Annotated in this window: 20 protein-coding genes; 10 read left to right on the forward strand and 10 right to left on the reverse strand. The window is 58.5% G+C overall.

Going from position 1 to position 23,852, the window contains the following annotated elements; translation table 11 throughout:
* Nucleotides 1-134 precede the first annotated feature (134 nt).
* From hrpB to ACR0DB_RS03055, 3 genes are all read left to right on the forward strand, one after another.
* Nucleotides 135-2,567: an ATP-dependent helicase HrpB gene (gene hrpB, locus ACR0DB_RS03045; protein ID WP_480549099.1), complete on the forward strand. Its 2,433-nt coding sequence runs from the start codon at nucleotides 135-137 to the stop codon at nucleotides 2,565-2,567.
* An 89-nt stretch (nucleotides 2,568-2,656) separates the two neighbouring features.
* Entirely contained in the window at nucleotides 2,657-3,115 is a 459-nt protein-coding gene (locus tag ACR0DB_RS03050) for an NUDIX hydrolase (RefSeq protein WP_170770042.1), read from the forward strand.
* 92 nt (nucleotides 3,116-3,207) lie between these two features.
* Nucleotides 3,208-4,686 carry an inorganic phosphate transporter gene (locus ACR0DB_RS03055; protein WP_480548799.1) on the forward strand — a complete coding sequence of 493 codons (1,479 nt, stop codon included), beginning with the start codon at nucleotides 3,208-3,210 and terminating at the stop codon, nucleotides 4,684-4,686.
* Here ACR0DB_RS03055 and ACR0DB_RS03060 read toward each other — a convergent pair.
* On the reverse strand, nucleotides 4,683-5,657 hold the full coding sequence (locus ACR0DB_RS03060) for a 2-dehydropantoate 2-reductase (protein ID WP_480548801.1): 975 nt from the start codon (nucleotides 5,655-5,657) through the stop codon (nucleotides 4,683-4,685). The genes ACR0DB_RS03055 and ACR0DB_RS03060 overlap by 4 nt on opposite strands.
* A 66-nt stretch (nucleotides 5,658-5,723) precedes the next feature.
* Nucleotides 5,724-6,686, reverse strand: coding sequence for a pirin family protein (locus tag ACR0DB_RS03065; RefSeq protein ID WP_480548803.1), 963 nt, complete (start codon nucleotides 6,684-6,686; stop codon nucleotides 5,724-5,726).
* Nucleotides 6,687-6,978: 292 nt separating this feature from the next.
* On the opposite strand from ACR0DB_RS03065, the gene ACR0DB_RS03070 reads away from it, so the two are divergent.
* Nucleotides 6,979-7,458, forward strand: a complete 480-nt coding sequence (locus tag ACR0DB_RS03070) for a peptidase associated/transthyretin-like domain-containing protein (RefSeq protein ID WP_170770038.1) — start codon at nucleotides 6,979-6,981, stop codon at nucleotides 7,456-7,458.
* Nucleotides 7,459-8,058: a ferric reductase-like transmembrane domain-containing protein gene (locus ACR0DB_RS03075; RefSeq protein ID WP_480548805.1), complete on the forward strand. Its 600-nt coding sequence runs from the start codon at nucleotides 7,459-7,461 to the stop codon at nucleotides 8,056-8,058.
* Here ACR0DB_RS03075 and argF read toward each other — a convergent pair.
* Both argF and ACR0DB_RS03085 read right to left on the reverse strand, forming a co-directional pair.
* Nucleotides 8,055-8,981 (reverse strand): ornithine carbamoyltransferase, encoded by a 927-nt coding sequence (gene argF, locus ACR0DB_RS03080; protein ID WP_480548807.1) that lies wholly within the window; start codon nucleotides 8,979-8,981, stop codon nucleotides 8,055-8,057. The two genes, ACR0DB_RS03075 and argF, sit on opposite strands and share 4 nt — an antisense overlap.
* 111 nt (nucleotides 8,982-9,092) lie before the next feature.
* The gene (locus ACR0DB_RS03085) at nucleotides 9,093-10,280 is read right to left on the reverse strand and encodes an acetylornithine transaminase (protein WP_480548809.1); all 1,188 of its coding nucleotides are present in this window, start codon (nucleotides 10,278-10,280) and stop codon (nucleotides 9,093-9,095) included.
* A gap of 292 nt (nucleotides 10,281-10,572) precedes the next feature.
* Here ACR0DB_RS03085 and ACR0DB_RS03090 point away from each other — a divergent pair, with 292 nt between their 5' ends.
* Complete coding sequence (locus ACR0DB_RS03090; protein WP_480548811.1) at nucleotides 10,573-11,463, forward strand: DMT family transporter; 891 nt, start codon at nucleotides 10,573-10,575, stop codon at nucleotides 11,461-11,463.
* Here the strand turns inward: ACR0DB_RS03090 and ACR0DB_RS03095 are convergent.
* Nucleotides 11,445-12,248 (reverse strand): ABC transporter permease, encoded by an 804-nt coding sequence (locus tag ACR0DB_RS03095; protein ID WP_170782827.1) that lies wholly within the window; start codon nucleotides 12,246-12,248, stop codon nucleotides 11,445-11,447. The two genes, ACR0DB_RS03090 and ACR0DB_RS03095, sit on opposite strands and share 19 nt — an antisense overlap.
* A 126-nt stretch (nucleotides 12,249-12,374) precedes the next feature.
* Here ACR0DB_RS03095 and ACR0DB_RS03100 point away from each other — a divergent pair, with 126 nt between their 5' ends.
* Nucleotides 12,375-12,953, forward strand: coding sequence for a GcrA family cell cycle regulator (locus ACR0DB_RS03100; RefSeq protein ID WP_170770617.1), 579 nt, complete (start codon nucleotides 12,375-12,377; stop codon nucleotides 12,951-12,953).
* Between the two features lie 195 nt (nucleotides 12,954-13,148).
* Here ACR0DB_RS03100 and ACR0DB_RS03105 read toward each other — a convergent pair whose 3' ends face one another.
* Both ACR0DB_RS03105 and ACR0DB_RS03110 read right to left on the reverse strand, forming a co-directional pair.
* Nucleotides 13,149-14,078 carry a sulfatase-like hydrolase/transferase gene (locus ACR0DB_RS03105; protein WP_480548813.1) on the reverse strand — a complete coding sequence of 310 codons (930 nt, stop codon included), beginning with the start codon at nucleotides 14,076-14,078 and terminating at the stop codon, nucleotides 13,149-13,151.
* Nucleotides 14,060-14,584 carry a sulfatase-like hydrolase/transferase gene (locus ACR0DB_RS03110; protein ID WP_480548815.1) on the reverse strand — a complete coding sequence of 175 codons (525 nt, stop codon included), beginning with the start codon at nucleotides 14,582-14,584 and terminating at the stop codon, nucleotides 14,060-14,062. The genes ACR0DB_RS03105 and ACR0DB_RS03110 overlap by 19 nt, the downstream gene beginning before the upstream one ends.
* 253 nt (nucleotides 14,585-14,837) lie before the next feature.
* Here ACR0DB_RS03110 and ACR0DB_RS03115 point away from each other — a divergent pair, with 253 nt between their 5' ends.
* Together ACR0DB_RS03115 and ACR0DB_RS03120 are read left to right on the forward strand one after the other, a co-directional pair.
* Nucleotides 14,838-16,784 carry a DUF3604 domain-containing protein gene (locus ACR0DB_RS03115; protein ID WP_480548817.1) on the forward strand — a complete coding sequence of 649 codons (1,947 nt, stop codon included), beginning with the start codon at nucleotides 14,838-14,840 and terminating at the stop codon, nucleotides 16,782-16,784.
* 242 nt (nucleotides 16,785-17,026) lie between these two features.
* Entirely contained in the window at nucleotides 17,027-17,440 is a 414-nt protein-coding gene (locus tag ACR0DB_RS03120; RefSeq protein WP_480548819.1) for a universal stress protein, read from the forward strand.
* Between the two features lie 75 nt (nucleotides 17,441-17,515).
* Here ACR0DB_RS03120 and ACR0DB_RS03125 read toward each other — a convergent pair whose 3' ends face one another.
* The 3 genes from ACR0DB_RS03125 to ACR0DB_RS03135 form a co-directional block, all read right to left on the reverse strand.
* On the reverse strand, nucleotides 17,516-19,123 hold the full coding sequence (locus ACR0DB_RS03125; RefSeq protein ID WP_170770029.1) for a BCCT family transporter: 1,608 nt from the start codon (nucleotides 19,121-19,123) through the stop codon (nucleotides 17,516-17,518).
* A 516-nt stretch (nucleotides 19,124-19,639) separates the two neighbouring features.
* Nucleotides 19,640-20,716 carry a DUF2235 domain-containing protein gene (locus ACR0DB_RS03130; RefSeq protein WP_170782830.1) on the reverse strand — a complete coding sequence of 359 codons (1,077 nt, stop codon included), beginning with the start codon at nucleotides 20,714-20,716 and terminating at the stop codon, nucleotides 19,640-19,642.
* Nucleotides 20,694-22,985 (reverse strand): xanthine dehydrogenase family protein molybdopterin-binding subunit, encoded by a 2,292-nt coding sequence (locus tag ACR0DB_RS03135; protein ID WP_480548821.1) that lies wholly within the window; start codon nucleotides 22,983-22,985, stop codon nucleotides 20,694-20,696. Before ACR0DB_RS03135 ends, ACR0DB_RS03130 begins: the two co-directional genes overlap by 23 nt.
* A gap of 116 nt (nucleotides 22,986-23,101) precedes the next feature.
* Between ACR0DB_RS03135 and ACR0DB_RS03140 the strand changes: the two genes are divergently transcribed.
* The gene (locus ACR0DB_RS03140; RefSeq protein WP_480548823.1) at nucleotides 23,102-23,833 is read left to right on the forward strand and encodes a dienelactone hydrolase family protein; all 732 of its coding nucleotides are present in this window, start codon (nucleotides 23,102-23,104) and stop codon (nucleotides 23,831-23,833) included.
* The last annotated feature ends 19 nt before the right edge of the window (nucleotides 23,834-23,852 follow it).

Raw genomic sequence — 23,852 nt, forward strand, 5'->3', positions numbered from 1 at the left:
TCCCCCTCACCGTCGCTGCTCAGGCCCACTGTGCGGACCCGCTTTGGGTAAAGGTGAGCTTGATCGTCCTGTCCTCTGGCGAAACCGGAACAGCTGAACTGGACGCCGCGCGGCGCTTGGCGGATAAAGCCTGCATGACTCGCCTGCCAATCGACGACGCCATTCCTGAGCTGCTGGCTGCCCTGAAATCCGCAGGGCGGGCCGTACTACAAGCGCCTCCAGGCGCAGGTAAGACGACGCGGGTCCCACTGGCGATGCTCGAGGCGGGGTTGTGTGACGGCAAGATCGTGATGCTGGAACCGCGCCGTCTGGCTGCCCGTGCGGCAGCGGAACGCATGGCCGAAACGCTGGGCGAACGCGCGGGGCAAACGGTGGGCTACCGGGTGCGGGGCGAAGCGAAGGTGTCGGCCAACACCCGGATCGAGGTCGTGACCAAAGGCATCCTGACCCGGATGCTACAATCCGAACCGGACCTGCCCGGCGTTGGCGCGGTGATCTTTGACGAATTCCACGAACGGTCCCTTAATGCCGATTTGGGACTGGCGCTGTGCCTTGAGGTGACAGGCGCGTTGCGCGACGATCTGATCCTTTTGGCCATGTCTGCCACGTTGGACGCCGAACCTGTCGGGCGGTTGATGAACGCGCCACTAGTAACCTCGTCCGGCCGCAGCTTTCCGGTTGAAACACGCTGGCTGGACCATCCTTTGGGCACGAAGGCGCGACGGCTGGATGCTCTGGTCGATCTGGTGGTGCAGGCCGAACGCGAAACAACCGGCGGGATGTTGGTTTTCCTGCCAGGCGAGGGCGAGATTCGCCGCGCCGAAAACGCCTTGGCCGGGCGCTTGCCCGATGTGTGTGTTGTGCGCCCCCTATTCGGCGCGATGCCCTTCGCCGCCCAACGCAAGGCGATTGGTCCGGTCGAGACGGGGCGCAAGGTCGTTCTGGCCACGTCGATTGCCGAAACCTCTCTAACCATTCCCGACATCCGCGTTGTGGTCGATATGGGACAGGCACGGCGGGCGCGGTTTGATCCAGGATCAGGCATGTCGCGGCTGGTGACGGAACGCGTCACGCGCGCCGAGGCAACCCAACGCACGGGCCGTGCCGGACGCGTGGCTGAAGGCGTTTGCTATCGCCTTTGGTCCAAGGGCGAAGAGGGCGCCCTTTCCGCCTACCCTCCGGCCGAGATCGAGGCAGCCGACCTGACTGGTCTGGCGCTGGAACTGGCGCTTTGGGGGGCAGAACCGGGTGATCTGGCCTTTCTGACCCCTCCGCCCGAAGGCACGATGTCTGAGGCCCGCGCCTTGCTGACCATGCTGGGCGCACTGGACCGCAAGGGGCGGATCACCGATCACGGTCGCGCGCTGGCTGCCCTGCCCCTGCACCCAAGGCTGGGACATATGCTGGAACGTGCCGGGCCGGACGCCGCCCCTCTGGCCGCGTTGATGGCCGAGCGCGACCCGCTGCTTGGCGCGCCTGTTGATATGTTGTTGCGGTATGAGACCTTGCGTGACCTGCGCACTTTTCAACGCGACCGCGTCTGGCAAGTAAATACGGGTGCGCTTGATCGCATCAAGGCCGAGGCCAAGCGGCTGCGCAGCAAGGGCAGCCCATCCGACCTGAGCCCCGCCGCCATGGCCGCGCTGGCCTATCCCGACCGCATCGGCCAACGCCGCAAAGGCGATGAGCCGCGCTATGTCTTGTCGGGTGGCAAGGGAGTGGTGCTGGACAGCACGGACACCCTGGCCGCAGCCCCCTATCTGGTTGTCACCGACACCGACGGCAATCCGCGCGAGGCGCGCGTGCGCATGGCTGCGCAGATCTCGGAACGTGAAATCCGTGATCTCTTCGCGGATCAGATCGCCTGGGTCGAAAGTTGTGCGTGGTCCAAACGCGACCGCCGCGTCATCGCCCGCAGGCAGGAACGGTTGGGCGCGATCACCTTGGATGACCGTATCTGGAAGGACGTGCCCGACGAAACCTTGGCACTGGCGATGTTGGACGGTGTCCGCGACCTCGGCTTGCGGCTCGAAGGGGCCTCCGCCCGGCTGGCGGCGCGGGTTGAACTTGTCCGCGCCGAAGGTGCCAACCTGCCCGATTTCTCAGCCGAGGGGCTGACGAACACTCTAGAGGACTGGCTGCTGCCCATGCTGTCGGGCGTGCGTTCGGCCGAGGACTGGAAGCGGTTTGATCTGCTGCCTGCCCTGCGTGCACGGCTAGACTGGACCCAGACGCAGGAACTGGACCGACGTGCGCCGGGCGCGTTTCAGACGCCGTTGGGCCGCAAGGTACCGATTGATTATGGCGGGGCGATCCCGGAAATCTCGGTCCGGTTGCAGGAACTGTTCGGTGTCACGCGCCATCCGGTTGTCGGAGGCGAACCGCTGAAGATCACCCTGCTGTCCCCGGCCCAACGCCCCATTCAGATCACACGCGACCTGCCGGGGTTCTGGGCGGGCTCCTACGCTGATGTCCGAAAGGACATGCGCGCGCAATACCCCAAACACCCCTGGCCCGAAGACCCCACACAGGCCGACCCAACCTTGCGTGCGAAACGACGCAATTAGGCCTGCCCCTCCGGTTTATTGAATATATCTTCTTTCGTTGTTATTTGACCGCTTGAGGAGGCGCTCGGGCAGGCCGACGTAAAAAATACATGTCACATTGGTTGCGAAATACCTGGGAGGAGATCCTTCGCCCCCTGTTCCTGCGTCCCCGCAGGGTGCAGGTCGCAGCGTTGTGCACGCGCCAAACCGATAGTGGGATCGAGGTGCTACTGATCACCAGCCGCGACACCGGTCGCTGGATCATCCCAAAGGGCTGGCCCATGGATGGCAAAGACGGTGCGGAAACGGCTGCGCAAGAGGCATGGGAAGAGGCCGGCGTTCAGGCCGCACATATCCACCGGGACCCGGTGGGGCGCTATACATATGACAAAAAGCTAAACGACGGATCTTTGCTTCCGGTTCTGACCAGCGTGTACCGAATTGAGGTAGAGGAGTTGGCGGACGAGTTCCCGGAGCTCGGCCAGCGCGAGCGGCACTGGGTTCGCCCGTCCGAGGCGGCAGAGCGGGTGAACGAGCCCGAATTGCGTGCGCTTCTTCGTCGGTATTAACACATTCGCAAGCCCTGAAAGGGCAGAAGGTTGAATAGCAGGCCCGAACCTTGTATCGGCCTGCGCTAGCCCGCAACCACTTGCAAAACCCAATGACTGAAATCCACACCAACAGCCGATGGAAGGCGCTGGACAGCGACCTGCACCGCATTTCGCGTATTGAACACGCGAATGCGTTCGTTGCGCGCCCGCTGCTGGCCTCCGGCGTTGCGTTGGCCTTTGTGGTGTTGGCGGGATTGACCGCTGCAGTGTTGTTTGGGCAGGCCGACGGGCGTCTGGTTGTGGTCGCAGCCGCCGTATTCGGCGCCTATATGGCGATCAATGTGGGCGCCAACGATGTCGCCAACAACATGGGCCCCGCCGTGGGCGCCAACGCGTTGCCGATGGGTGTCGCCATCACAATCGCCGCCATCGCCGAAAGCGCAGGTGCGCTGCTGGCCGGGGGTGATGTCGTGACGACTATTTCGCGCGATATCGTACATCCGGCTTCGGTCACAACAGAAGCGCACTTTATCTGGGCCATGTTGGCGGCCCTGATGTCGGCGGCGTTGTGGGTCAATATCGCCACTTGGGTGAGGGCCCCGGTTTCGACCACGCATTCGGTCGTTGGGGGCGTGGTCGGCGCAGGCGTCGCAGCCGCAGGTCTGAGCGCCGTGAACTGGAGCACCGTCGGCACCATAGCACTCAGTTGGATGGTCTCGCCCGTGATTGGCGGCGCGGTCGCCGCCATGTTCCTGGCTTTTATCCGCGCGCGCATTCTGCGCCAGGACGACAAAATCACCGCCGCGCGCCGCTGGGTTCCTATTTTGGTGGGGCTGATGGCAGGCGCTTTTGCGACCTATATGGCGGTAAAAGGGTTAGAGCGGGTCGTCCAAGTTGATCCTGTCATCGCATTGAGCGCCGGTGGAGGTTTGGGGCTTGTTTTCTGGCGACTTACGATCCCATGGGTGCACAGGCGGACCCGCAACATAGAGAACCGCCGCCGGGCGATGAAATCTCTGTTTGGCCTTCCTCTGATCATCGCTGCCATTTTCCTCAGCTTCGCGCATGGGGCAAATGACGTGGCGAACGCGATTGGCCCTTTGGCCGGGATCGTCCACGTGTCCGAATTCCACGACCTTGCCGCCACTGTAGCCGTGCCGCAATGGATCATGCTGATCGGCGCGTTTGGAATCTCTTTCGGTTTATTCCTGTTCGGCCCGCGCCTGATCCGCATGGTGGGTACCCAGATCACGAAACTGAACCCGGTGCGCGCCTTTTGCATCGCCCTCGCCACGGCTCTGACCGTCATTCTGGCCAGTTGGCTGGGCTTACCCGTGAGCACCACCCATATCGCTATCGGCGCAGTATTCGGGGTGGGTTTCTTCCGCGAATGGGAGACAGATCGCCGCTGGAAAAAGTCCAACCAACAGCGCCCGCCCGAGCAACGACGTGCCCGCGAGGAACGCCAACGCCGCAAGCTTGTCCGCCGGTCGCATTTCATGACGATCCTTGGGGCGTGGATCGTGACAGTACCCGCCTCGGCCGTCATGTCGGCGATGATCTTCGGCCTTCTGACGGCCTTCCACTAATCCACAGCGCGCCTGACCTGATCAACGGATAAAGGCTGATCCTGCGCCTCTTCGATCAAAGCCTGCACACCCGCGCAATACGGCGTCGCCACGCCATGCTGCACTCCGAGGCGGATAATCTCGCCTTGCAGGCTGTCGATCTCGGTAACGCGCCCGGCCATCAGGTCATATGCCATAGAGGTGCGCGCATTAGGATCTATCGTCAGCATCCGCGCCGCAATTTTTGAAAACAACGGCGTCGGCAGGCGAAGAACATGCGGGATAGCCCAAGCAGGCAACGGTGTGGTCGATGCAACGGGATGATCCGCAGCCCTGAGAACAGCCAGAGCCTCGGCCATTTGGTCGGCCATGAGCTGACGCCAGTTCCGGTCCATCAACTGCTGTTTCAACGTCATCCCGGACAAGGCGTTCAGCGCATTGTTGAGGTTGATGACCAGCTTGCCCAACTGAACGGCCTCGATCCTGTCTCTTTCGACAACAGGCAATTCCGCAGATCCCAGCGCCTGCCCCAAACCTCCTGCGCCGGATTGGATGACAATCTCGCCCGAGGTGGCCCGGTGAAACCGCCCGCCCTCCATAGGAACAACGTTGAACGGCACCATTCCGGCGCGGACATCCTGATCGGGCAAGGCAGCGCGCAGTACACGCGCATTCTCGATCCCGTTTTGCCAGGACAGCACTACCGACTGCGGCGCATATTGCCCAATCAGCGCAGCCATATCTGCCGTCGCTCCGGATTTGACGGTGACGATGACCACCTCGGCATCTGCCATGCACACCGGATCCTCGGCTAGGGTCAAAGTGTCAATGTGCCGGTTCTGCCCGGCAAAATCCGTAAGGGTCAGGCCATGTTCCCGGATCGGATCCAAAACGCGGGCACGCCCTAGCAGAGTGACCTCGTGACCGGCACTAGCAAGCAACCCGCCGCAATAACACCCGATACTGCCTGCACCCGCTATGGCGATTTTCATGGCGCCCTCCCCTTCAGACAAGAATTGCCGGGATAGGCCACTGGGGCAAGGTCACGTGACGTGCCGTCACCGCGCCAATCTGGGCTTCGTGCGTGCAAGCTGTTCAGAAATCTCGATATATTCGGCGTCATCTCCGGGGGGCAGTTGAAAAGCACCCTTCGCCCAATCGGCGGCCTGCCATTCCCGCGTGGCGGTCTCGATCTTTTCCTTCGAGGATGAGACAAAATTCCACCAGATATACCGATCTTGCCCCAATGTTGCGCCCCCTAACAGCATCAGCCGCGCCCCTGCTGGTCCTGCCCTGACCGAAAGGCGATCGCCTGGCCGGAACACCATCATGCGGCCGGCTTCGAAAACGTCGCCTGCAACTTCGATCGAGCCCTGCGTCACGTAGACGCCCCTATCCTCGTGATCGTCGGGCAAGGGAATGGCCGCGCCGGGGTCAAGTTGAACATCCAGATAAAAAGTTTCGGACAGCATGTTTACGGGGCTGGACGCGCCATAGGCCGATCCAAGGATGAGCCTCGCACTGACCCCTGTGTCCTGAATATGCGGCAACGCACCTTGCTTGTGATGTTCGAAATCGGGGGACATATCCTCGTGCTGGTCCGGCAGTGCGATCCAGGTCTGGATGCCGAACAGGCTGTGCTTTTTGCCGCGTGTTTCGGCGCTTGTGCGTTCCGAATGGGTCACACCGCGCCCCGCCACCATCCAGTTCACCTCGCCTGGATAGATCATCTGATGGGTGCCCAGACTGTCGCGATGTTCGAATTCACCCTGATACAGGTAAGTCACGGTACCCAGCCCAATATGCGGGTGCGGGCGCACGTCAATGCCACCATCGGTGATAAATTCCGCCGGGCCCATCTGGTCGAAGAAAATAAATGGTCCGACAAGCTGACGTTTTACCGAAGGCAGCGCCCGTCGCACCTCAAACCCGCCGAGATCGCGAGCCCGAGGAATGATCAGTGTTTCAAGCGCGGCGCTCTCAGACAGGCATTCGGGGCTGTGGGTGGGGTTCCAACTCATTCCGGTGTCCTCAGTTGCAAACGTAGGTTCTGTTCGTGAATGCAACATATAACCCAAAAAGCATCATGAATACTGCGATTTTTGCACATAACTAGTGCGCATTGCGAGTTACATCATTTCATTGCAATTATGTTATCACATACCATTCGATTAGTCGCGGCAAAGAAACCCTGCTCCGAACGCCCAGAAGTGGCCCCCGCATCCTAGAGCCACTTCACAATTCGCATATCCTCCTCGGAATAAGCTGAGATCGTGCTATTTTATATCTAGCGTCAAACCGCAGGAGGATTGCATGACCGGTTCGCCCCTCAATCGTCGTTCTCTGATCGCAGGAGGCGGGGCTGTGTTGGCCTCGGGCCTTTTGGTTCCTGCGCGCGCCAAAGGGTTGGCGCCGACGCCGTCGATGCGCGGAGGATCGAACAACTATCGCCCCGGCGCACCTGTGGTCGAACGGATTGGTGGCGGCGGGTTCTGGATGACGGGTACCGTGCGCCGCGCAGGTGACGGTGCCCCTCTGCCCGGTCAACGCATTCAAATCTGGGCGCACACAACCGAAGGTCATGAGCGCGACCCCCAAAGCCACGGCGCAACCTTAACCGACGCGGAAGGTGCATTCCGGCTGGAGATGCCGCAGATAGTGCCTGCTTTTGGGCAACCGCATGGGCATCTGGCCTATGATAGCGGCGAATTTGAGACGGTTTTCCTACGCCCTGTGATGTCCAGTGCACGGGACAAAACCCTTGCGGCGCATTTCGTGTTGCAACCGATCTAAGTGGCTCGTCGCACCGCATTGGTCTGGGTGGCCTTGTTTGTTGCGCTTTTGGCGCCAGTCATTGCTGCTGGCTTCAGCCCCTATCTGGCCTGGCGAAGCCCTATCTACATCGTTGCAGGTTTCGCGGGGGTGCTGTCGCTGAGCTTATTGTTGTTGCAGCCGCTATTGGCCTCAAAAGCTCTACCGGGAGTAGCGCCACTTCTCAGCCGCCGCCTGCACCGCTGGGTTGGCCTGATTTTGATCGGTGCCATAATCATCCACGTCGCCGGATTGTGGATCACCAGTCCGCCGGATGTTGTAGATGCTTTGACCTTCACATCACCCACTCCATTCTCAGTGTGGGGCGTCATCTCCATGTGGACTGCATTCGTGGCTTGTGGGTTGGGCGTTTTGAGGCAGCGGCTGGCCCTGCGGTTTCGCATCTGGCGGCTTTTGCACACCGTTTTAGCCTCTGTGACAATTGCCGGGACCGTCGCTCATGCGCTCCTGATTGAAGGCACGATGGAGGTTTTGACCAAAGCCGCCCTATGTGGTTTGGTTCTGGTGACGAGCGTTTGGACGCTCGCCAGATTGCGTGTATGGGACCTGCGCAGGCGTTAGACGCCCAGACACCAGCGCATCACAGCCTTTTGCGCGTGCAGACGGTTTTCGGCCTCGTCAAAGATCACCGAGTTCGAGCCGTCCATGACCTCGGATGTCGCCTCTTCTTCGCGGTGGGCCGGCAGGCAATGCATGAACAGCGCGTCCGGCTTAGCATGTGACATCAGTTCGGTATTGACCTGATAGGGGCGCAGAAGGTTGTGGCGGCGTTCCTTGGCAGACTGGCTGTCATGCATCGAGACCCACGTGTCGGCTACAACCAGATCGGCGCCTTGGACGGCTTTGAACGGATCACGCTCGACCACAATCTGCGACCCTTTTTGGCGGGCGAATCCCATGAACTCTTCCTCGGGGTCAAGCTGTGGGGGGCCTGTGAATGTGAGGTCAAAGCCAAATTGACCGGCCGCATGAAGAAAGGACGCGCAGACATTGTTGCCGTCGCCGGTCCAGACCACCTTTTTTCCTGCGATCGGCCCGCGATGTTCTTCAAATGTCAGGACATCGGCCATGATCTGACAGGGGTGGGTGCGGTCGGTCAGGCCGTTGATGACCGGCACATCCGAGAATTCGGCCATTTCCGTAAGGATCGTCTCGTCAAAGGTACGGATCATGATCATGTCGACATAGCGCGACAGCACGCGCGCGGTGTCGGCAATAGTTTCTCCGTGACCCAGTTGCATGTCTTTGCCGGACAGCACCATCGTTTGCCCGCCCATTTGGCGCACGCCGACATCGAAAGACACGCGCGTCCGGGTCGAAGGTTTTTCGAAGATCAGAGCAACCATCCGATCCTTGAGGGGTTGTTCATCATCAACGGCGGCTTTGGGGCGGCCAAGGCGCGCCTGTTTCATTGCCCCGGCCTGGTCGATCATAGCCCGCAGGTCGCTTGCTTCGGTTTTGTGAATGTCGAGAAAATGGTTCATTTCGTTTCGCTTTTGGCTTTTGGTTGCCGGGGGCGCTGCCCGTCGTCATTGGATCTTGAACCAATGGCGCCCGAATGGCGGCCCCCGAGGTATTTTTGAACATAAGAAGGATCAGGCAGTGGTCAGATTGGCCTGGACCTGCAGCGCCGCTTTTTCCAGGCGGATCATGGCTTGCGCGATATCGTCCTCGGTCAGGGTCAGCGGTGGCAACAGGCGGATCACATTGTCGGCAGCAGGGACGGTGATGACCTCATTGTCATAGCCCGCATTCACCACGTCGATATTGGTGGGCTTACATTTCAGGCCCAGCATCAGACCAGTGCCGCGCACCTCTTCGAAAACATCCGGGTGGTCGGCAATCAGCCCTTCGAGTTTCTGACGCAGAAGGCCCGCCTTGCGGTTCACACCTTCGAGGAAGGCAGGGGTTGCCACTTGGTCAATCACTGCGCAGCCCACGGCGCAGCCCAGCGGGTTGCCGCCATAGGTCGATCCATGAGTGCCTGCGGTCATGCCGTTGGCGGCGTCTTCGGTGGCCAGGACGGCGCCCAGGGGGAACCCTCCGCCTATGCCTTTGGCAACCATCATGATATCCGGCGTGATCCCAGCCCATTCGTGGGCGAAGAGCTTGCCGGTTCGGCCCACGCCGCATTGCACTTCGTCAAGGATCAACAGCAGGCCATTGTCGTCGCATATCTGGCGCAGCGCTTTCATTTCCGCGTCGGGGACAGGGCGGATACCGCCTTCGCCCTGCACCGGTTCGATCAGAATCGCGGCGGTTTTCTCGGTGATGGCGTTGGTTACACCGTCCAGATCGCCAAATGTCAGGTGCACGAAGCCAGGCAGCAGCGGGCCAAAGCCCTTGGTCATCTTCTCGGACCCCGCAGCGGCGATACCTGCCGAGGAGCGACCGTGGAACGAACCGTCGAATGTGATGATCTCGACCCGTTCTGGCTGACCTTTGTCATAGAAATGCTTGCGGGCCATTTTCACGGCCAGTTCACAGGATTCCGTTCCGGAATTGGTGAAAAACACCGTATCAGCAAAGGTATGTTCCACCAGCTTGTCGGCCAAGGCCTGCTGCTGGGGAATGTGATAGAGGTTCGACACGTGCCACAGCGCATGCGCCTGTTCGGACAACGCGTTCACCAGCGCCGGATGCGCATGGCCCAGCGCGTTCACGGCGATCCCGGCGCCAAGATCAAGGAAACGTCGGCCATCCGCCTCGGTCAGCCAGGCGCCCTCACCTTTCACGAAGGTCAGAGGCGCGCGATTATAGGTCGGCAGAACGGACGGGATCATGGGATCATCCTTTTTGGATCAGTTGAGCCTCGTGAGTGAAACACGAAGGCCCTATTCGTCAACAGATTTGGTGGAGTTTGCGCAGAATTACAGTGCGCAATAGATCAAACAGGCCGGTTACGCAGTGATGCGTCGACGTCGGAGGCGCAGGATATGTGCAGTCTTGATCATGCAAGCGCGTATAGCGAGGTCTGCACCAACTGGGAACCCCGAAATGGACGCGTGGTCGAATTTCCATCCAAAGGCGAACTTGTCCCTTGCTATTTGAAGCTCCTTGGCGCACCGCTGGCCCATGACACCCGCCCGCCATAACCCGCCGCTCGCGGCCTTGCTGATCATTGCAGCCAGCGCGCTTCTTGCCGGGACAACCCTGCTGGCCAAGGCGTTGGGAACAGATGAGTTGGGCCCAGCCCTGCACCCGATGCAGATCAGCCACGGGCGGTTTATGTTCGCGTTTATGGTCATTGTCAGCGCAGTTGGCATTCTGCGCCCGCGCCTGAGCCGCCCGCATTGGGGGCTGCATATCGGGCGCACCAGTTTCGGATGGGTCGGGATCACGCTGATGTTCGCCTCGGTCGCGTTTATCCCGCTCGCCGATGCCACTGCGATATCCTTCCTGAACCCGGTTTTCGCCATGATTCTGGCCATTCCGTTACTGAGGGAGACCATCGGCCCTTGGCGCTGGCTTGCTGCAGCAGTCGCTTTGGCCGGAGCTTTGATCTTACTGCGCCCAACCCCCGACAGTTTTCAACCCGCCGCGTTGCTGGCGCTGACGGCTGCCGTGGTGATCGGGATGGAGCTGATTTTCATCAAAAAGCTCTCGGGCCGAGAGATTCCCATCCAGATTCTGCTGATCAACAATGCAATGGGTCTGACCATCGCCTCGGTCGCGGTCAGCTTCGTGTTCCAGATGCCCACCTCGCAGCAATGGGCGGCGCTGGCCGGAATCGGAGTGCTGATGGCCTGTGCACAGGCGTGTTTCGTCAACGGAATGGCGCGGGCGGACGCATCATTTGTAGCACCGATCAGCTATGTCACGCTCATCTTTGCCGCGTTCTATGATTTCGCCATTTTCCGCGTTGTGCCTGATTGGATTAGCACGCTGGGCGCCACGATCATCCTGACCGGAGGTCTGATCCTCGTCTGGCGCGAAGGACGGCAGCGTCAGGCCTTGAGCCGATAACCTGTTCGCAACATCTGCCAGGTCGCCGCGCCTACCAAAAGGGTTGCGCCTGCGCAGATAACCATCCCCAGCCACGCAGAGCTATCGGACACCCCGATCATCCCATATCGCAGCCCGTCGATCAGATAGAAAACCGGGTTCACGTGGCTCAGGCGGTTCAATACGGGTGGTAGAGCCTCTACCGAGTAAAATGTGCCCGACAGGAATGCCAGTGGTGTGACGATAAAATTGGTGATCGCCGCCATCTGGTCGAATTTATTGGCGAAAATCCCGGCAAACAGGCCAAGTGCGCCCATGAAAGCCCCGCCCAGTACCACAAAAATCAACGCGATAAGCGGGTATTGCGGCACGATCCCCAACACCAGGGCCAAAGCCAAGGCGACCACCAGCGCGATCAGAACGCCCCGCGCAATCCCGCCTGCCAGATAACCCAACAGGATCTCCAGCGGCGATAAGGGCGGCATCAGCGTATCGACAATGTTGCCCTGCACCTTGGCGATCACCATCGACGAGGAGGTATTGGCAAAAGCGTTCTGGATCACGGTCATCATCATGATCCCGGGCGCTAGAAAGGTCAGGAACGGCACACCCATAACGTCCGAACGGCTGGGGCCGATGGCGATGTTGAAGATCAGCAGAAACAGGCCCGCCGTTACCAAAGGGGCCAAAAGGGTCTGTGTCCACACCCCCATGAACCGAAGCGTTTCGCGTTGCGCGAGGGTGAAAAGGCCCATCCAATTCACCGCGCCAAAGCGGCGCGCGTCCTGTTCGATCAGATTCTGCATGACCCACCCCATAGCTGATTCGAGAACCGCTTGTAACTCGGGCGGCAGTGATTAGAATAGGGCGCCGAGATGATTTCCCAAGGCGGCCCGAATCCGGGGCCGCTTTCCGCTTTTGAAAGGCAAATGATGTCCTGGACTGACGAGCGTGTAGAACTGCTGAAAAAGATGTGGGGCGAGGGCCAGTCGGCCAGCCAGATCGCCAAAGAACTGGGCGGCGTGACCCGCAATGCGGTGATCGGCAAGGTTCACCGTCTGGGCCTGTCGAACCGCGCAACCGGCGCGACCCCGGCCAAGGCCGAACCGAAGGAAAAACCGGCACCCGCTGCGCCCAAGGCCGAGGCCAAACCGAAACCCGCGCCCAAGACCGAGCCCGCGCGCCCCGCACCCGCTCCGACGGCCGAGGCGAAGCCCGCCGTGCCCGCCCGCCGCCAGATCATCCCGGCCGGTCAACCGCTGCCGCCGCAGCCTTCGGCCAACGAAATCAGCCCCGAGGCTCTGGCCAAGGTCAACGAGGTCGAGAAAAAGGCCAAGAAGCTGACGCTGATGGAACTGACTGAGAAAACCTGCAAATGGCCCGTCGGCGACCCCGCAACCGAGGATTTCTGGTTCTGCGGCCTGCCGGTTGAGGCAGGTAAGCCGTACTGCGAAGCGCATGTGGGCGTGGCCTTCCAGCCGATGAGCTCGCGGAGAGATCGTCGGCGGTGATTGGGAACACCGGAACCTAAATTGACATTGTAGAGCTTGAAAAGAGTGCGGGCGTTTCGTCAAGCCTCTTACCGGAAGTGTTGTATATTCAAGAACTACGCAAGGCGCAACGAGCCCTCACAAGGAAAACACCCTCGCTGAAAGCTGCGAGGGTGGTTTGGGTCCGAGCGTCGGCTGGGCGTACAAAGCCGTCACTCAGTCATTGGGTGGTTCATAGGGATCCGGCGTTCCCGGGGGGATCGGAGGAAACTTCTCGAATGTATCGAGGTGCTCCTGCAACTGTGGCAGAGCCTTTTCAGCCGCCCATGTGTGCGGGAAGAGTACGCTTTCACGCTCGTGTGGGTCATTCAAAAGGTTATAGAGCCTTGGTGTGTCGAAAGACTCCGTTGCACCAAAAGCCGTTGTATTCTCTTTGAAAAGAACTTTCCAATCCTTCCATTTTACGCCGAATATCTGCTCACCCATGTAGACGATCACGCCTTCTCGGTTTGAGTTTGGTTGGTCACCAAGAAAGAACTTTGACTGGTCGACACCATCAAAGGCTCTGTCATCAGGTACCTTGCCCCCTGCGAAAGCCGCAAGTGTCGGATAGAGATCCATTGAGTGGACAACATCGTTGCTTTCAGAACCGGCAGGGATCTTTCCCGGCCACTTGATTGCAAAGGGTACACGCATACTTCCTTCGAGGCTGGTGAATAGAGTACCGCGCCAAGGTCCGGCCGTACCATGTACCGCAGGAACTGGCGAGACGTTGGCGTTCCCAACCGGAAGAGCTTCGGGGCCGTTGTCAGCAGTAAATATCACCACGGTGTCGTCGGAAACGCCTGCTGCCTCAATCGCATCAACAATGCGCCCGATATAGCTATCTGTTTGAAACAGAATGTCGGCCCAGACGCCGTTTCCAGTGGCGCCTTCGAACTCCTCGGACACGATGTTTGGATAGTGGGTCTGAGTATAAGCAAGATAGATGAAAAACGGCGCGTCTTCGGTACTCTTTGCTTCGATAAACTCGATGGCCTTTTTCGTCAGGTCGCCATCTATTTCGCCGCGATAGTCCAGATCGTAGTCTTGAGCGATGGTTGCTGGCTCACCTGCAACACCCTGCATCACAACCGGCTCATCCATGTTGGCATCGGCAAAACCGGAAGCGTGCGCCAGACTGTGACATCAGTGGTCTCAACGCCGTAAAACTCATCGAATCCTTGATTCGTTGGATAGCGCCCTTCGGTCCATCCAAGGTGCCATTTCCCGTACATGGCCGTGCTGTATCCTACATCCTTCAGCATCTCGGCCATCGTGATTTCCCATTGAGTCAGGCCGTAAACGCCACCTCCCAGTGGGACCGTATGGTTGCCACTTCGGATGCCATACCGTCCTGTCATGGTCGCTGCGCGGGACGGCGTGCACTGGCTTTCTACGTTGAAGTTCGTGAGTCGTAGTCCTTCCGCAGCGAGGGCGTCCATCTCGGGAGTCGCCGTACCTCGGATTATGCCGCCTCCATTGAACCCGGGTTCGCCCCACCCAAAATTATCTAGAAATATGAATACGATGTTAGGTTTTTCTTGAGCCGAAGCGGCCTCGGCAAATAGAAGAGATAAGGACAGTAGGAATGTGCGGGACAACCACTTCATAACAACATCTCCAATCAAGCTCACGGACTCAAGACTGTCGAACGAAGCTGCCAGTCGTCAAGAACGGTCACTCGTCGCGGTATTTTCTCACAGTGGTAGAGCGTCAAAATTGCGTGCGAAGCTGCGGTCCGGTTTTGGTCGAACCTCCCTCAGGCTCTCTTTTGCTCAACCAAGAAAAACCGTTGTTTTCCTTGACGAACAACCGACTCAGATGTTGCCATAAGCTGGTATTCAGCTCGGCTGGGAGGTTCATATGAAGTTTTTTCTGACGACATCGACAGCAATAGTTTCCGCAGCATTCATAACAAGCTCATCACATGCTCAAGAGGCCGCACAAGGTGGGCTAGTCGGAGAGATGACCATATCGGTTGATGATATGCGTGAACCCGCACCCGCCGATTTCTCACCCTATGCAGGTCGGGATTTTCCTACGCGACCTTTGTGGGGTGATACTCACCTGCACACATCAAATTCACTCGATGCCCGTGGATTTGGCGTTATTCTGAGCCCCGACGATGCCTATAGGTTTGCACGTGGTGAGGAAGTCACCACATCACATGGCCTCCGTGTGAAGTTATCGCGTCCGCTCGACTGGCTTGTTGTATCCGATCATTCTGATGCCATGGGTGCAATGAATGAAATCATCGCGGGAAACTCCACGCTGATGCGCGATGCAACCCTCAGAGACTGGAGCGAACGGCTTAATGCGGGCGGAGACGTTGCACTTGGAGCCACTATGGAAGTTATTGAGACCTTTGCTGGCATCACGGGCGAGGCGCTTCCCGAAGCTGTTGCAGATCGAAGGTTTGTACAATCCGTGTGGGACAAGTTCACGCAAACTGCGGATCATCACAATGACCCTGGCACGTTCACTGCGTTCATCGGGTACGAGTGGACATCTACCGAAGCTGGCAACAACCTCCACCGCAATGTGATCTACCGGGATGATGCCATTCGCGCTCGGCAAATGCTGCCCTTCACAACCGCAGAAACATTTAATCCGGAACGGCTATGGGATTGGATGGAAACTTATGAACTAGAGACTGGTGGTCGTGTACTGGCCCTTGCTCACAACGGCAACGTCTCCAACGGTTTGATGTTTCCGGTCGAGACAAACCCTGAAACGGGTGAGCCTTTGACAGAAGACTACGCAGAGCGGCGTGCCAAGTGGGAGCCGATGTATGAGATTACCCAGATCAAAGGTGATGGAGAAACTCACCCGTTTCTCAGCCCGAACGATGAGTTCGCTGACTATGAAACCTGGGATAAATCCAATCTGGGTCCGACACTCAAAGAAGACTGGATGCTCCAGTACGAATACGCCCGCGAGGCCTTGAAGAACGGTCTCAAGCTAGAAGCTCAGCTCGGCACCAATCCATACAAGTTCGGAGTAGTGGGCTCGACCGACAGCCATACTGCTTTGGCAACGGCGGAAGAAGACAATTTCTTTGGCAAACACTCTGGCGTCGAGCCGGAACCTGGCCGTTGGCAGCATGTCGTTGGCGAGTTCGATGCCTTGAGGATTCTCGGGTGGGAAATGGCAGCCTCAGGCTATGCAGCGGTTTGGGCTCAGGACAACACACGCGAAGCCATATTCGACGCCATGGAACGGAAAGAAGTATACGGGACAACCGGTAGTCGCATCGCGGTTCGTTTCTTTGGTGGTTGGGATTTTACGGAAGCTGACGCAAGATCTCGATTGCCCGCAGAAATAGGATATGAAAAAGGCGTTCCGATGGGTGGGGACCTCGCGGACGCGACACAAGGCGCGGACGCCCCAACCTTCCTGGTTGCTGCGCTGAAAGATCCGTTCTCCGGCAATCTCGACCGTGTTCAGATTGTGAAAGGTTGGCTAAATTCCAGCGGCGAAACTGAAGAGCGAGTCTATGATGTGGCTTGGTCGGGAGACCGAGAACCCGATGCGGACGGCAACCTGCCAACGGTAGGGAACACCGTGGATGTTGCAACGGGCACGTTTACGAATTCAATAGGTTCCCCGGAACTGATCACCGTTTGGAAAGACCCTGATTTCGATCCTTCTATGAGCGCTTTCTACTATGCCCGTGTCTTGGAAATTCCCACACCGAGGTGGACAATTTACGATGCCGTTCGGTTCGGAGACGAACTGCCTGCCGAGGTGCCTACGTCAACTCAGGAACGTGCTTACACTTCGCCAATTTGGTATACTCCAGGGGGGTGAAATATACCTAAGCTGTCATCGTTACGGCAAAAGCCCGGCAGTTCCTGTCGCAGCAACACTAGGCTAGTGCGTTAATGCGAACGTCCGCTTAGGACGCGACGCAGCCATTGGTTGCGTACTACATCAGAAACTGCTTAGCGGACAAAGCGCCTGCTGTTTATGGAACGCGGTCGCTCTTGACTGTCCGCTTTGCAAAGTCATTCAATACTTATTGGCCAAATGCGTGAAACGGGATGTTGAAGATGCCACGTGATACGAAATTAATCCTATGCCCGCTAAACCTTCGTCACGTCAGGTTGGACTACAGCGCCTACGAAGAAGCAATCGCAATGGCCAGGCGCAGAGAAGCGCGGCTTCTCGTGGTGACAGTTGCGCCAGAAATGGAGCGAAACTTGAATATTCGCGACTCTGTTGGCTATTGGAGCGAGCAATTGGAGAAGTTTGTGAAAGATCACCCGGCGGAAGGCGTCGAATTAGAAACTGTTGCTCGAACCGGTGCTGTGCATCGGCAAATCGTAAAGCTCGCCGATGAACGCAACGTGGATATGATCGTGATGGAGGCGGCCAACCCAAAGATTCAGGATTACCTCCTGGGAACGACCGCCAGCCACGTAGTGACACATGCCAGTTGCTCGGTTTTTGTTGTTCGGCACTAGTCGATTCAAAAACCTCGGCAACCCGATGTGATGGCTCCCTTATTTTAGGAAGCCATCATTGATTTTGTCCGCTTGCTACAGCTTTTTGTACTCGGATCGCAGAGCCAGCCACAGACAGTAGCACATAATGAGGATCACCAGTGTAAATGGAATCCCCATTGACACGGCAGCCCCTTGGAGGGCGTTCAATCCACCGCCTAGAAGAAGCGCAATGGCAACCAAACCTTCCAAAGTGCACCACCAAACACGCTGAACAACGGGCGCATCCAGTTTACCACCTGCGGTGATAGTATCGATAACCAACGACCCTGAATCAGATGACGTGACAAAGAAGATCACAATCAAAATCAGCGAGATCGGGGCGACGATATTGTACAGAGGCAACTCCTTGAGGAAGCCGAACAGGGCGCCCTCTGGCGCATAACTGTCGATGACGGTTGCTTTGACGCCTTCAGCGCTACCTGCGTTCAGCATGTCAATCGCGGCCCCTCCAAAAGTGGACATCCACAATGCGCAGACCGCCGTAGGAGCAATAAGGGCACAAAGAACAAACTCACGCACCGTACGACCCCGAGAGATCCGGGCAATGAACATTCCCACGAAAGGAGACCATGCAATCCACCATGCCCAGTAGAACGTAGTCCACCCATGGAAAAAGCTGGTATCCTCTCTGCCAAAGGGATTGGAGAGCGCAGGTAGTAGCGTGACATAGTCAACCATGACTGAAACGTAACGAGCAATTGCGGCCGCTACTCCGGTCATTGCGATCACAAAAATAAACAGCCCCACTGCCATGATCATGTTGATCTCAGATAGCCGTTTCACGCCGGCATCCATTCCCAACAAAACTGAACCAAGCGCAATGAGCGTGATCGCGACAATGATGATGACGGTCAATGTGGGCGAAGGCGTGATGCCAAACACTTCATTCAAACCTGCGGCAACCTGTTGCGCACCGAGGCCCAACGAGGTGGTTAGTCCGAAGAGGGTCGCAAACACGGCCAGCGTGTCGATGACATGCCCCCAGAAGCCCCAGACACGTTCACCAAGTAGCGGAAAGAACGCCGACCTAAGCGTCAGCGGCAGGTTCAAGTTGTATGCAAAAATCGCCAGTGCCAGTCCCACTGCAGCGTACACAGCCCAACCTTCGAGACCCCAGTGATGGATCGTACCAACAACACCGATATACTCATTGCCGGGCTCGGTGATGTCGATGTTTAAGGGGCGCGCATTCCCATCTTCCGAGAAGTTGTAGTACACGGGCTCCAATACACCGAAGAACAGTAGACCGATCCCGATTCCTGCGGCAAACATCATTGCGATCCAACCCGCATACGAGTAGTCCGGTTTCGCATCTTTTCCGCCAATTCTGACCTTTCCGACCGGCAAGACAATGAGCGCCAGGCAGAACAAGGTGATCGCATTCACCGACAACACAAGAAACCAATCAAAGGTGCTGGTCAGCCATGGCCGAAGCCAGCCAAAAAATGCAGCGGCCGCTTCCTGATTGGCCAATGCCACGATCACGAAGCCTAGGATCAGCAAACCAGAAACGATGAAGACAGGGTTATGGATATCCAACCCGAGCGGTCTGATGTTGTCCTGTCCGAGTTCATATTCAGTCTCGAAATCCCAGACGCGAGGGTCTGGGTCGAGCATCTTTTTTTGACTTGTATCTGACATTTTACCTCCCTAAGCGCATGTGTCATGCGCCTTAGCGTTGCACAACCTGCGGCAATCTGTCCAACATTCAGTCAGACGCAGCTTCCACGATTGACGGTGTTCCAAGGGCCAACACAGCAGAGATTTCGAACGGGACCGGTCAAATCGGCTTACAAAAGCGAAAAATTCAACAGGATCAACTTGCCGCGCACCGACCCAGACATTCGCGCGAAAACGCCGAGACCTGCAAGACTTTGTGACATTGTTTTCTGTGGCCCGTATAGCCAGATCAACTGCAACGCAGCCCCCCACTTAGGTTAAGTCCACTTCTGGCTGAAAACCCCAGCATCTTCGCAGCTGGCTCGATTGCCTCGGGCAGCCCAACTGTCGGTTGGGCAGTTTGGGCGAATTAAAGTAGCTTGCTTTTGGCGTTGCCACGAAAACTCCAATTCTGCTTCCCTAAGATGTCTGCTTTGGGCTCGAACCGGACTTTGAAGTGTTGGTGATCATTGGAGCCGTTAGCAAATCGTCAGCCCTTCACTGCGCCGGATGTGATGGCAAATCCGGCATCGGTACCCAGCCCGGCAGATCATCCGGCGAGACCGAGACGTGCAGCCTCTCGGATCGGTCCTTGCCCACTTTCCGGTGCTTGCGCAGCAGGAAAATCTTACCCCAGCCGCGCCATGTGCCCACTGACCGCGCAGCTGTATCGGTCGGGAAGCGGTCGCGCCATCCGTCAGGCAGTGGTAGGCCGTGCATCTCGGCCTTGTCCAGCATCCAGATCAGAGAGATGTTGCTGAGTGGGCGCGCCTCTTCGAACCCGTTCAATTGACCGCCGACATCCCCATGCGTGCCCCGGAACCAGACTTGTTCCACATGGCCCTTGAAATCAGGGGTACATTTCCACAAGACCGGCTCGAACACTTCGCGGGTCTCGTCAAGCGCCATGGCGTGATAGCCGTGGCGGGTGGCCGGGCCAAGCTGGTGGTTGTGAAAGGCGTGGCGTTCTTCGGCCCAGCGCCACAGTAGTGGAAGACGTAGGCCCAGCGCTTTTACAGTGTCCCAGACGCCGACCATCTCAATCGCCACATCCTCGTGGCAGAAGGCTTGCCGGAATTCAGCCGCCGCCTTGCCGTTAGCGTTGCACTCATAGTGACGATAGGCCTGCTTGATGTTCCGCTCGGTCGCGTGTTCGGCCTTGAGCAACCCGATCAAATCGATCACCCCGGCAAGGCTGCGCACGCCGTATGCCCCGCGCGAATAGCCGATGAAGTAAATCCTGTCGCCGGGTTTGTAGCGCGACGCCAGATAGCCGTAAGCACGCCTGATCTGGCGGTTGATCCCCCGCCCCATCATCACGTCCAGCGAGGACTTCCAGTTGTCCCACTGTACCCCAGCTTCGTAAAATACCGAGACCTTGCTGCCCATCTCGCAACACAGACGCAGAGTTTGGCCTGCGTGGGTCTCTCGGCCCGGTTCCAGCGTCGACATGGTCCCGTCGAGGATAATCACATGGCTGATCGGTTCACGGTGGCGCGACTCGGCTGAGTGTTCGGACCGCAGAGGCCGTCCGAGCCATCCCAGTACCTTTCTACTCAGCCGCGACAGATCCATGCGTCAGCAACTCCCATACTCTTTGAGGTGTGAAAGGCATATCCGCCTGTCGCACCCCGTGATCCCAGAGCGCATCCTGAACCGCATTTGCCACTGCGGCCAGCGCGCCCACGGTGCCTGCCTCACCGCATCCCTTCATCCCCATCGGGTTTGAAGTTGACGGAACCGGCGCCGAGGTAAACTTAATCATGGGTATCTCGGCGGCGCGCGGCAAGGCATAGTCCATCAACGAAGCCGTGAGCAGTTGCCCCTGCGCATCATGCACAACACGCTCGGTTAGCGCCTGTCCGATCCCCTGGACTACACCGCCATGTACTTGCCCTTCGGCCAGCATCGGGTTGATAAGGTTACCAAAATCATCGACCACTGTATAGCGGTCAACCCAGGTTTCTCCGGTGTAAGAATCAATGACGATTTCGGCAACATGTGCGCCGTTGGGATAGCTGCGCGCATCCAGGTTGGCGCGCGCTTGATGTTGCAGCAGGTCAGTACGGCCATCGGCGCGGGCCATATCCGCGGCCTCGGTCAGGGTGGGCGTCAGGTTCGACCCCGGCGCGCGAAAGGTTTCGTGATCGAATGTCACATCGCTTTCCTCCACCCCCATCTTATCAGCCAGATAGGGCGTGAATGCGGCGATCATGACGTCGATTGTCGCCAGTGTGGCTGTGCTTTGCACCGTAACGGACCGAGACCCACCAGTACCGCCACCATGAGGAAGTTGATCGCTGTCGCCCTGCACCACATTGATCCGGTCCACCGGAATCCCGGTCTGATCTGACAGGAAATGGGCATAAACCGTCTCATGCCCCTGCCCGTTCGATTGGGTGCCGACATAGAGGTTCACGGTGCCATCCTCGCAGAACTCCACTTTCGCGTTCTCGGAAGGGTCCCCCAAAATACTTTCGATATAGTAACATAGGCCCTGCCCGCGGATCAGGCCGCGTTCGGCATCGGCGGCCTTGCGGGCGGCAAATCCCGCAGTCTGTTCGCCCGCGCGGGACAGGATCATGTTGAAGTCGCCCACATCATAGGTCTCGCCGGTGGCCGAGGTGTAGGGAAACGCCTCGGGGCGGATGAAATTCTTGCGGCGCAGCTCCCACGGGTCCACGCCCAGTTCGCGCGCGGCGCGGTCCATGACGCGCTCTAGCACATAAATCGCCTCGGGGCGGCCCGCACCGCGATAGGCATCGACCTGTGTGGTGTTGGTAAAGAACCCTTCGACCCGCAGATAGGTCGTCTGGACGTCGTAAACGCCCATCAAAACTTTGCTAAACAGGCTAGTCTGAATCGCCTGCCCGAAATGACTGTTGTAGGCACCCAGATTGATCTTGCTGTGAACGCGATAGGCCGTGATCCGGTGATCGGCATCAAAGGCCAGTTCGGCCAGCGAGGTCAGGTCGCGGCCATGATGGTCGGACAGCATCGCCTCGGACCGGTCGGACATCCAGTGCACGGGTTTGCCCAGCTTCTTCGCTGCAACGGCAGTGCAGAAATATTCCGGGTAGGGCATCACCTTCATACCAAAGCCGCCACCTACATCCGGAGTGGTGACGCGGATGTCTTCAGGCTCAACCCGCAGCTTTTGCGCCAGTTGAGCGCGCATGGCCCAAACCCCCTGTCCGCCATAAGCAAAATGCAGGCGACCATCGACCCAGTTGGCCTGACAGCCGCGCGGCTCGATCGAGGCAATGATGACCCGATTATCCACCACATTGAGCGATACAGTATGCGCCGCAGCCTGAAACGCGGCCTCGGTCGCGGCCTCGTTGCCCAGACCCCAGTCAAATGCGCGATTATTCGGCGCTTCGGAGTGCAAGGTCTCTCCGCCCGCATCCACGTCCAGCTTGGCGGGGCGTTCGTCAATCTCGACCAAGACCAGTTCGGCGGCGTCACGGGCCTGGGCTTGAGTGTCAGCAATAACCACCGCGATCGGTTCGCCAACAAAGCGCACCCGGTCGGTCGACAGCATGTGACGCGCAGGCGCTGCTGCGGGCGATCCGTCCCGGTTCTTGACCGTCGCCGCATTGATCACGGTGTCGATCTCGGCCTCTTTCAAATCCTCCAGCGTCATCACCAACCGAACCCCATCAACTGCGCGCGCCGCGTCCAGATCAAGCGCCGTGATCACCCCATGCGCCACCTGCGAGCGGACAAACACGGCGTGCAGGGCACCTTCTGGTACAACATCATCCATGTAGTGCCCCTGCCCGGTCAGAAACCTCTGATCCTCGGTCCGTTTGACGGGCTGGCTTCTGCCGAATTTTTCCATGGGGCGACCCTCCTGCGCGGTTCCGAAGGCGACCCTAGCCCGAGTGTGGGCGATGTCCAGAAAAAGACAGGGGTTTGGACTTTAAGTTCTGCGGGATTCCGATAGCCTCAGACCCCATGACCTGGACACATGATACCGTTTTCCCTTTCTCTGCCGCGATGACCGACGGCAAGACCGCAACCCATGACGTTTATGCCGGGGGCGAAGGCCCGCCCACCCTGATCCTGCAAGAATTGCCGGGGATCGGGCCCGAAACGCTGGATCTGGCCAACCGCCTGAACGGGGCGGGGTTTCGTGTCTACCTGCCGCATATGTTCGGCACCTATGGCAAAGTCACAATGGGCCGCAACATGGCCCGCTTGTTTTGCGTCCGGCGCGAGTTCAACATGTTCCTCAAAGGTCGCCAAAGCCCCATCGCAGGCTGGATGCGGTCGCTGGCGGCCGAGATAAAGTCCCGCGACAACGCAGCAGGCGTGGGTGTCATCGGTATGTGCCTGACCGGCAGTTTCGCTCTGACCCTGATGGCTGAGGACGCGGTTCTGGGCGGCGTCGCCAGCCAGCCAGCCTTGCCGGTCTTTGGCGGCGATACACTGCACATGAGCTCCGATGACATCGCACAAGCCCGTGCGGGCATGGCTGCCAAAGGCCCGGGGCTTGCGATGCGTTATGCGGATGACAAGCTGGCCCCGAAACGGCTGATGTGCGCGCTACAAGACACCTTTGGTGATGACCTTGAAACGCAGGAATATGAGGGCAAGGATCACTCTCTGCTGACGCTGGATTTCCACGAACCGGCCTATCAGAGGGTGCAGGATTACTTCCACGCCCGTTTTGCGCAGGACGGATAGCACGCGCACCCTTCCCCTT

This window comes from Ruegeria sp. AB6 (assembly GCF_056542685.1).

What these genes read in the sequence shown, in the direction of transcription:
- hrpB (WP_480549099.1), top strand. Translation starts at nt 135, where the DNA reads ATGACTCGCCTGCCAATCGACGACGCCATTCCTGAGCTGCTGGCTGCC.
- ACR0DB_RS03050 (WP_170770042.1), top strand. Translation starts at nt 2,657, where the DNA reads ATGTCACATTGGTTGCGAAATACCTGGGAGGAGATCCTTCGCCCCCTG.
- ACR0DB_RS03055 (WP_480548799.1), top strand. Translation starts at nt 3,208, where the DNA reads ATGACTGAAATCCACACCAACAGCCGATGGAAGGCGCTGGACAGCGAC.
- ACR0DB_RS03060 (WP_480548801.1), bottom strand. Translation starts at nt 5,657, where the DNA reads ATGAAAATCGCCATAGCGGGTGCAGGCAGTATCGGGTGTTATTGCGGC.
- ACR0DB_RS03065 (WP_480548803.1), bottom strand. Translation starts at nt 6,686, where the DNA reads ATGAGTTGGAACCCCACCCACAGCCCCGAATGCCTGTCTGAGAGCGCC.
- ACR0DB_RS03070 (WP_170770038.1), top strand. Translation starts at nt 6,979, where the DNA reads ATGACCGGTTCGCCCCTCAATCGTCGTTCTCTGATCGCAGGAGGCGGG.
- argF (WP_480548807.1), bottom strand. Translation starts at nt 8,981, where the DNA reads ATGAACCATTTTCTCGACATTCACAAAACCGAAGCAAGCGACCTGCGG.
- ACR0DB_RS03085 (WP_480548809.1), bottom strand. Translation starts at nt 10,280, where the DNA reads ATGATCCCGTCCGTTCTGCCGACCTATAATCGCGCGCCTCTGACCTTC.
- ACR0DB_RS03090 (WP_480548811.1), top strand. Translation starts at nt 10,573, where the DNA reads ATGACACCCGCCCGCCATAACCCGCCGCTCGCGGCCTTGCTGATCATT.
- ACR0DB_RS03095 (WP_170782827.1), bottom strand. Translation starts at nt 12,248, where the DNA reads ATGCAGAATCTGATCGAACAGGACGCGCGCCGCTTTGGCGCGGTGAAT.
- ACR0DB_RS03100 (WP_170770617.1), top strand. Translation starts at nt 12,375, where the DNA reads ATGTCCTGGACTGACGAGCGTGTAGAACTGCTGAAAAAGATGTGGGGC.
- ACR0DB_RS03105 (WP_480548813.1), bottom strand. Translation starts at nt 14,078, where the DNA reads ATGGATGAGCCGGTTGTGATGCAGGGTGTTGCAGGTGAGCCAGCAACC.
- ACR0DB_RS03110 (WP_480548815.1), bottom strand. Translation starts at nt 14,584, where the DNA reads ATGAAGTGGTTGTCCCGCACATTCCTACTGTCCTTATCTCTTCTATTT.
- ACR0DB_RS03115 (WP_480548817.1), top strand. Translation starts at nt 14,838, where the DNA reads ATGAAGTTTTTTCTGACGACATCGACAGCAATAGTTTCCGCAGCATTC.
- ACR0DB_RS03120 (WP_480548819.1), top strand. Translation starts at nt 17,027, where the DNA reads ATGCCACGTGATACGAAATTAATCCTATGCCCGCTAAACCTTCGTCAC.
- ACR0DB_RS03125 (WP_170770029.1), bottom strand. Translation starts at nt 19,123, where the DNA reads ATGTCAGATACAAGTCAAAAAAAGATGCTCGACCCAGACCCTCGCGTC.
- ACR0DB_RS03130 (WP_170782830.1), bottom strand. Translation starts at nt 20,716, where the DNA reads ATGGATCTGTCGCGGCTGAGTAGAAAGGTACTGGGATGGCTCGGACGG.
- ACR0DB_RS03135 (WP_480548821.1), bottom strand. Translation starts at nt 22,985, where the DNA reads ATGGAAAAATTCGGCAGAAGCCAGCCCGTCAAACGGACCGAGGATCAG.
- ACR0DB_RS03140 (WP_480548823.1), top strand. Translation starts at nt 23,102, where the DNA reads ATGACCTGGACACATGATACCGTTTTCCCTTTCTCTGCCGCGATGACC.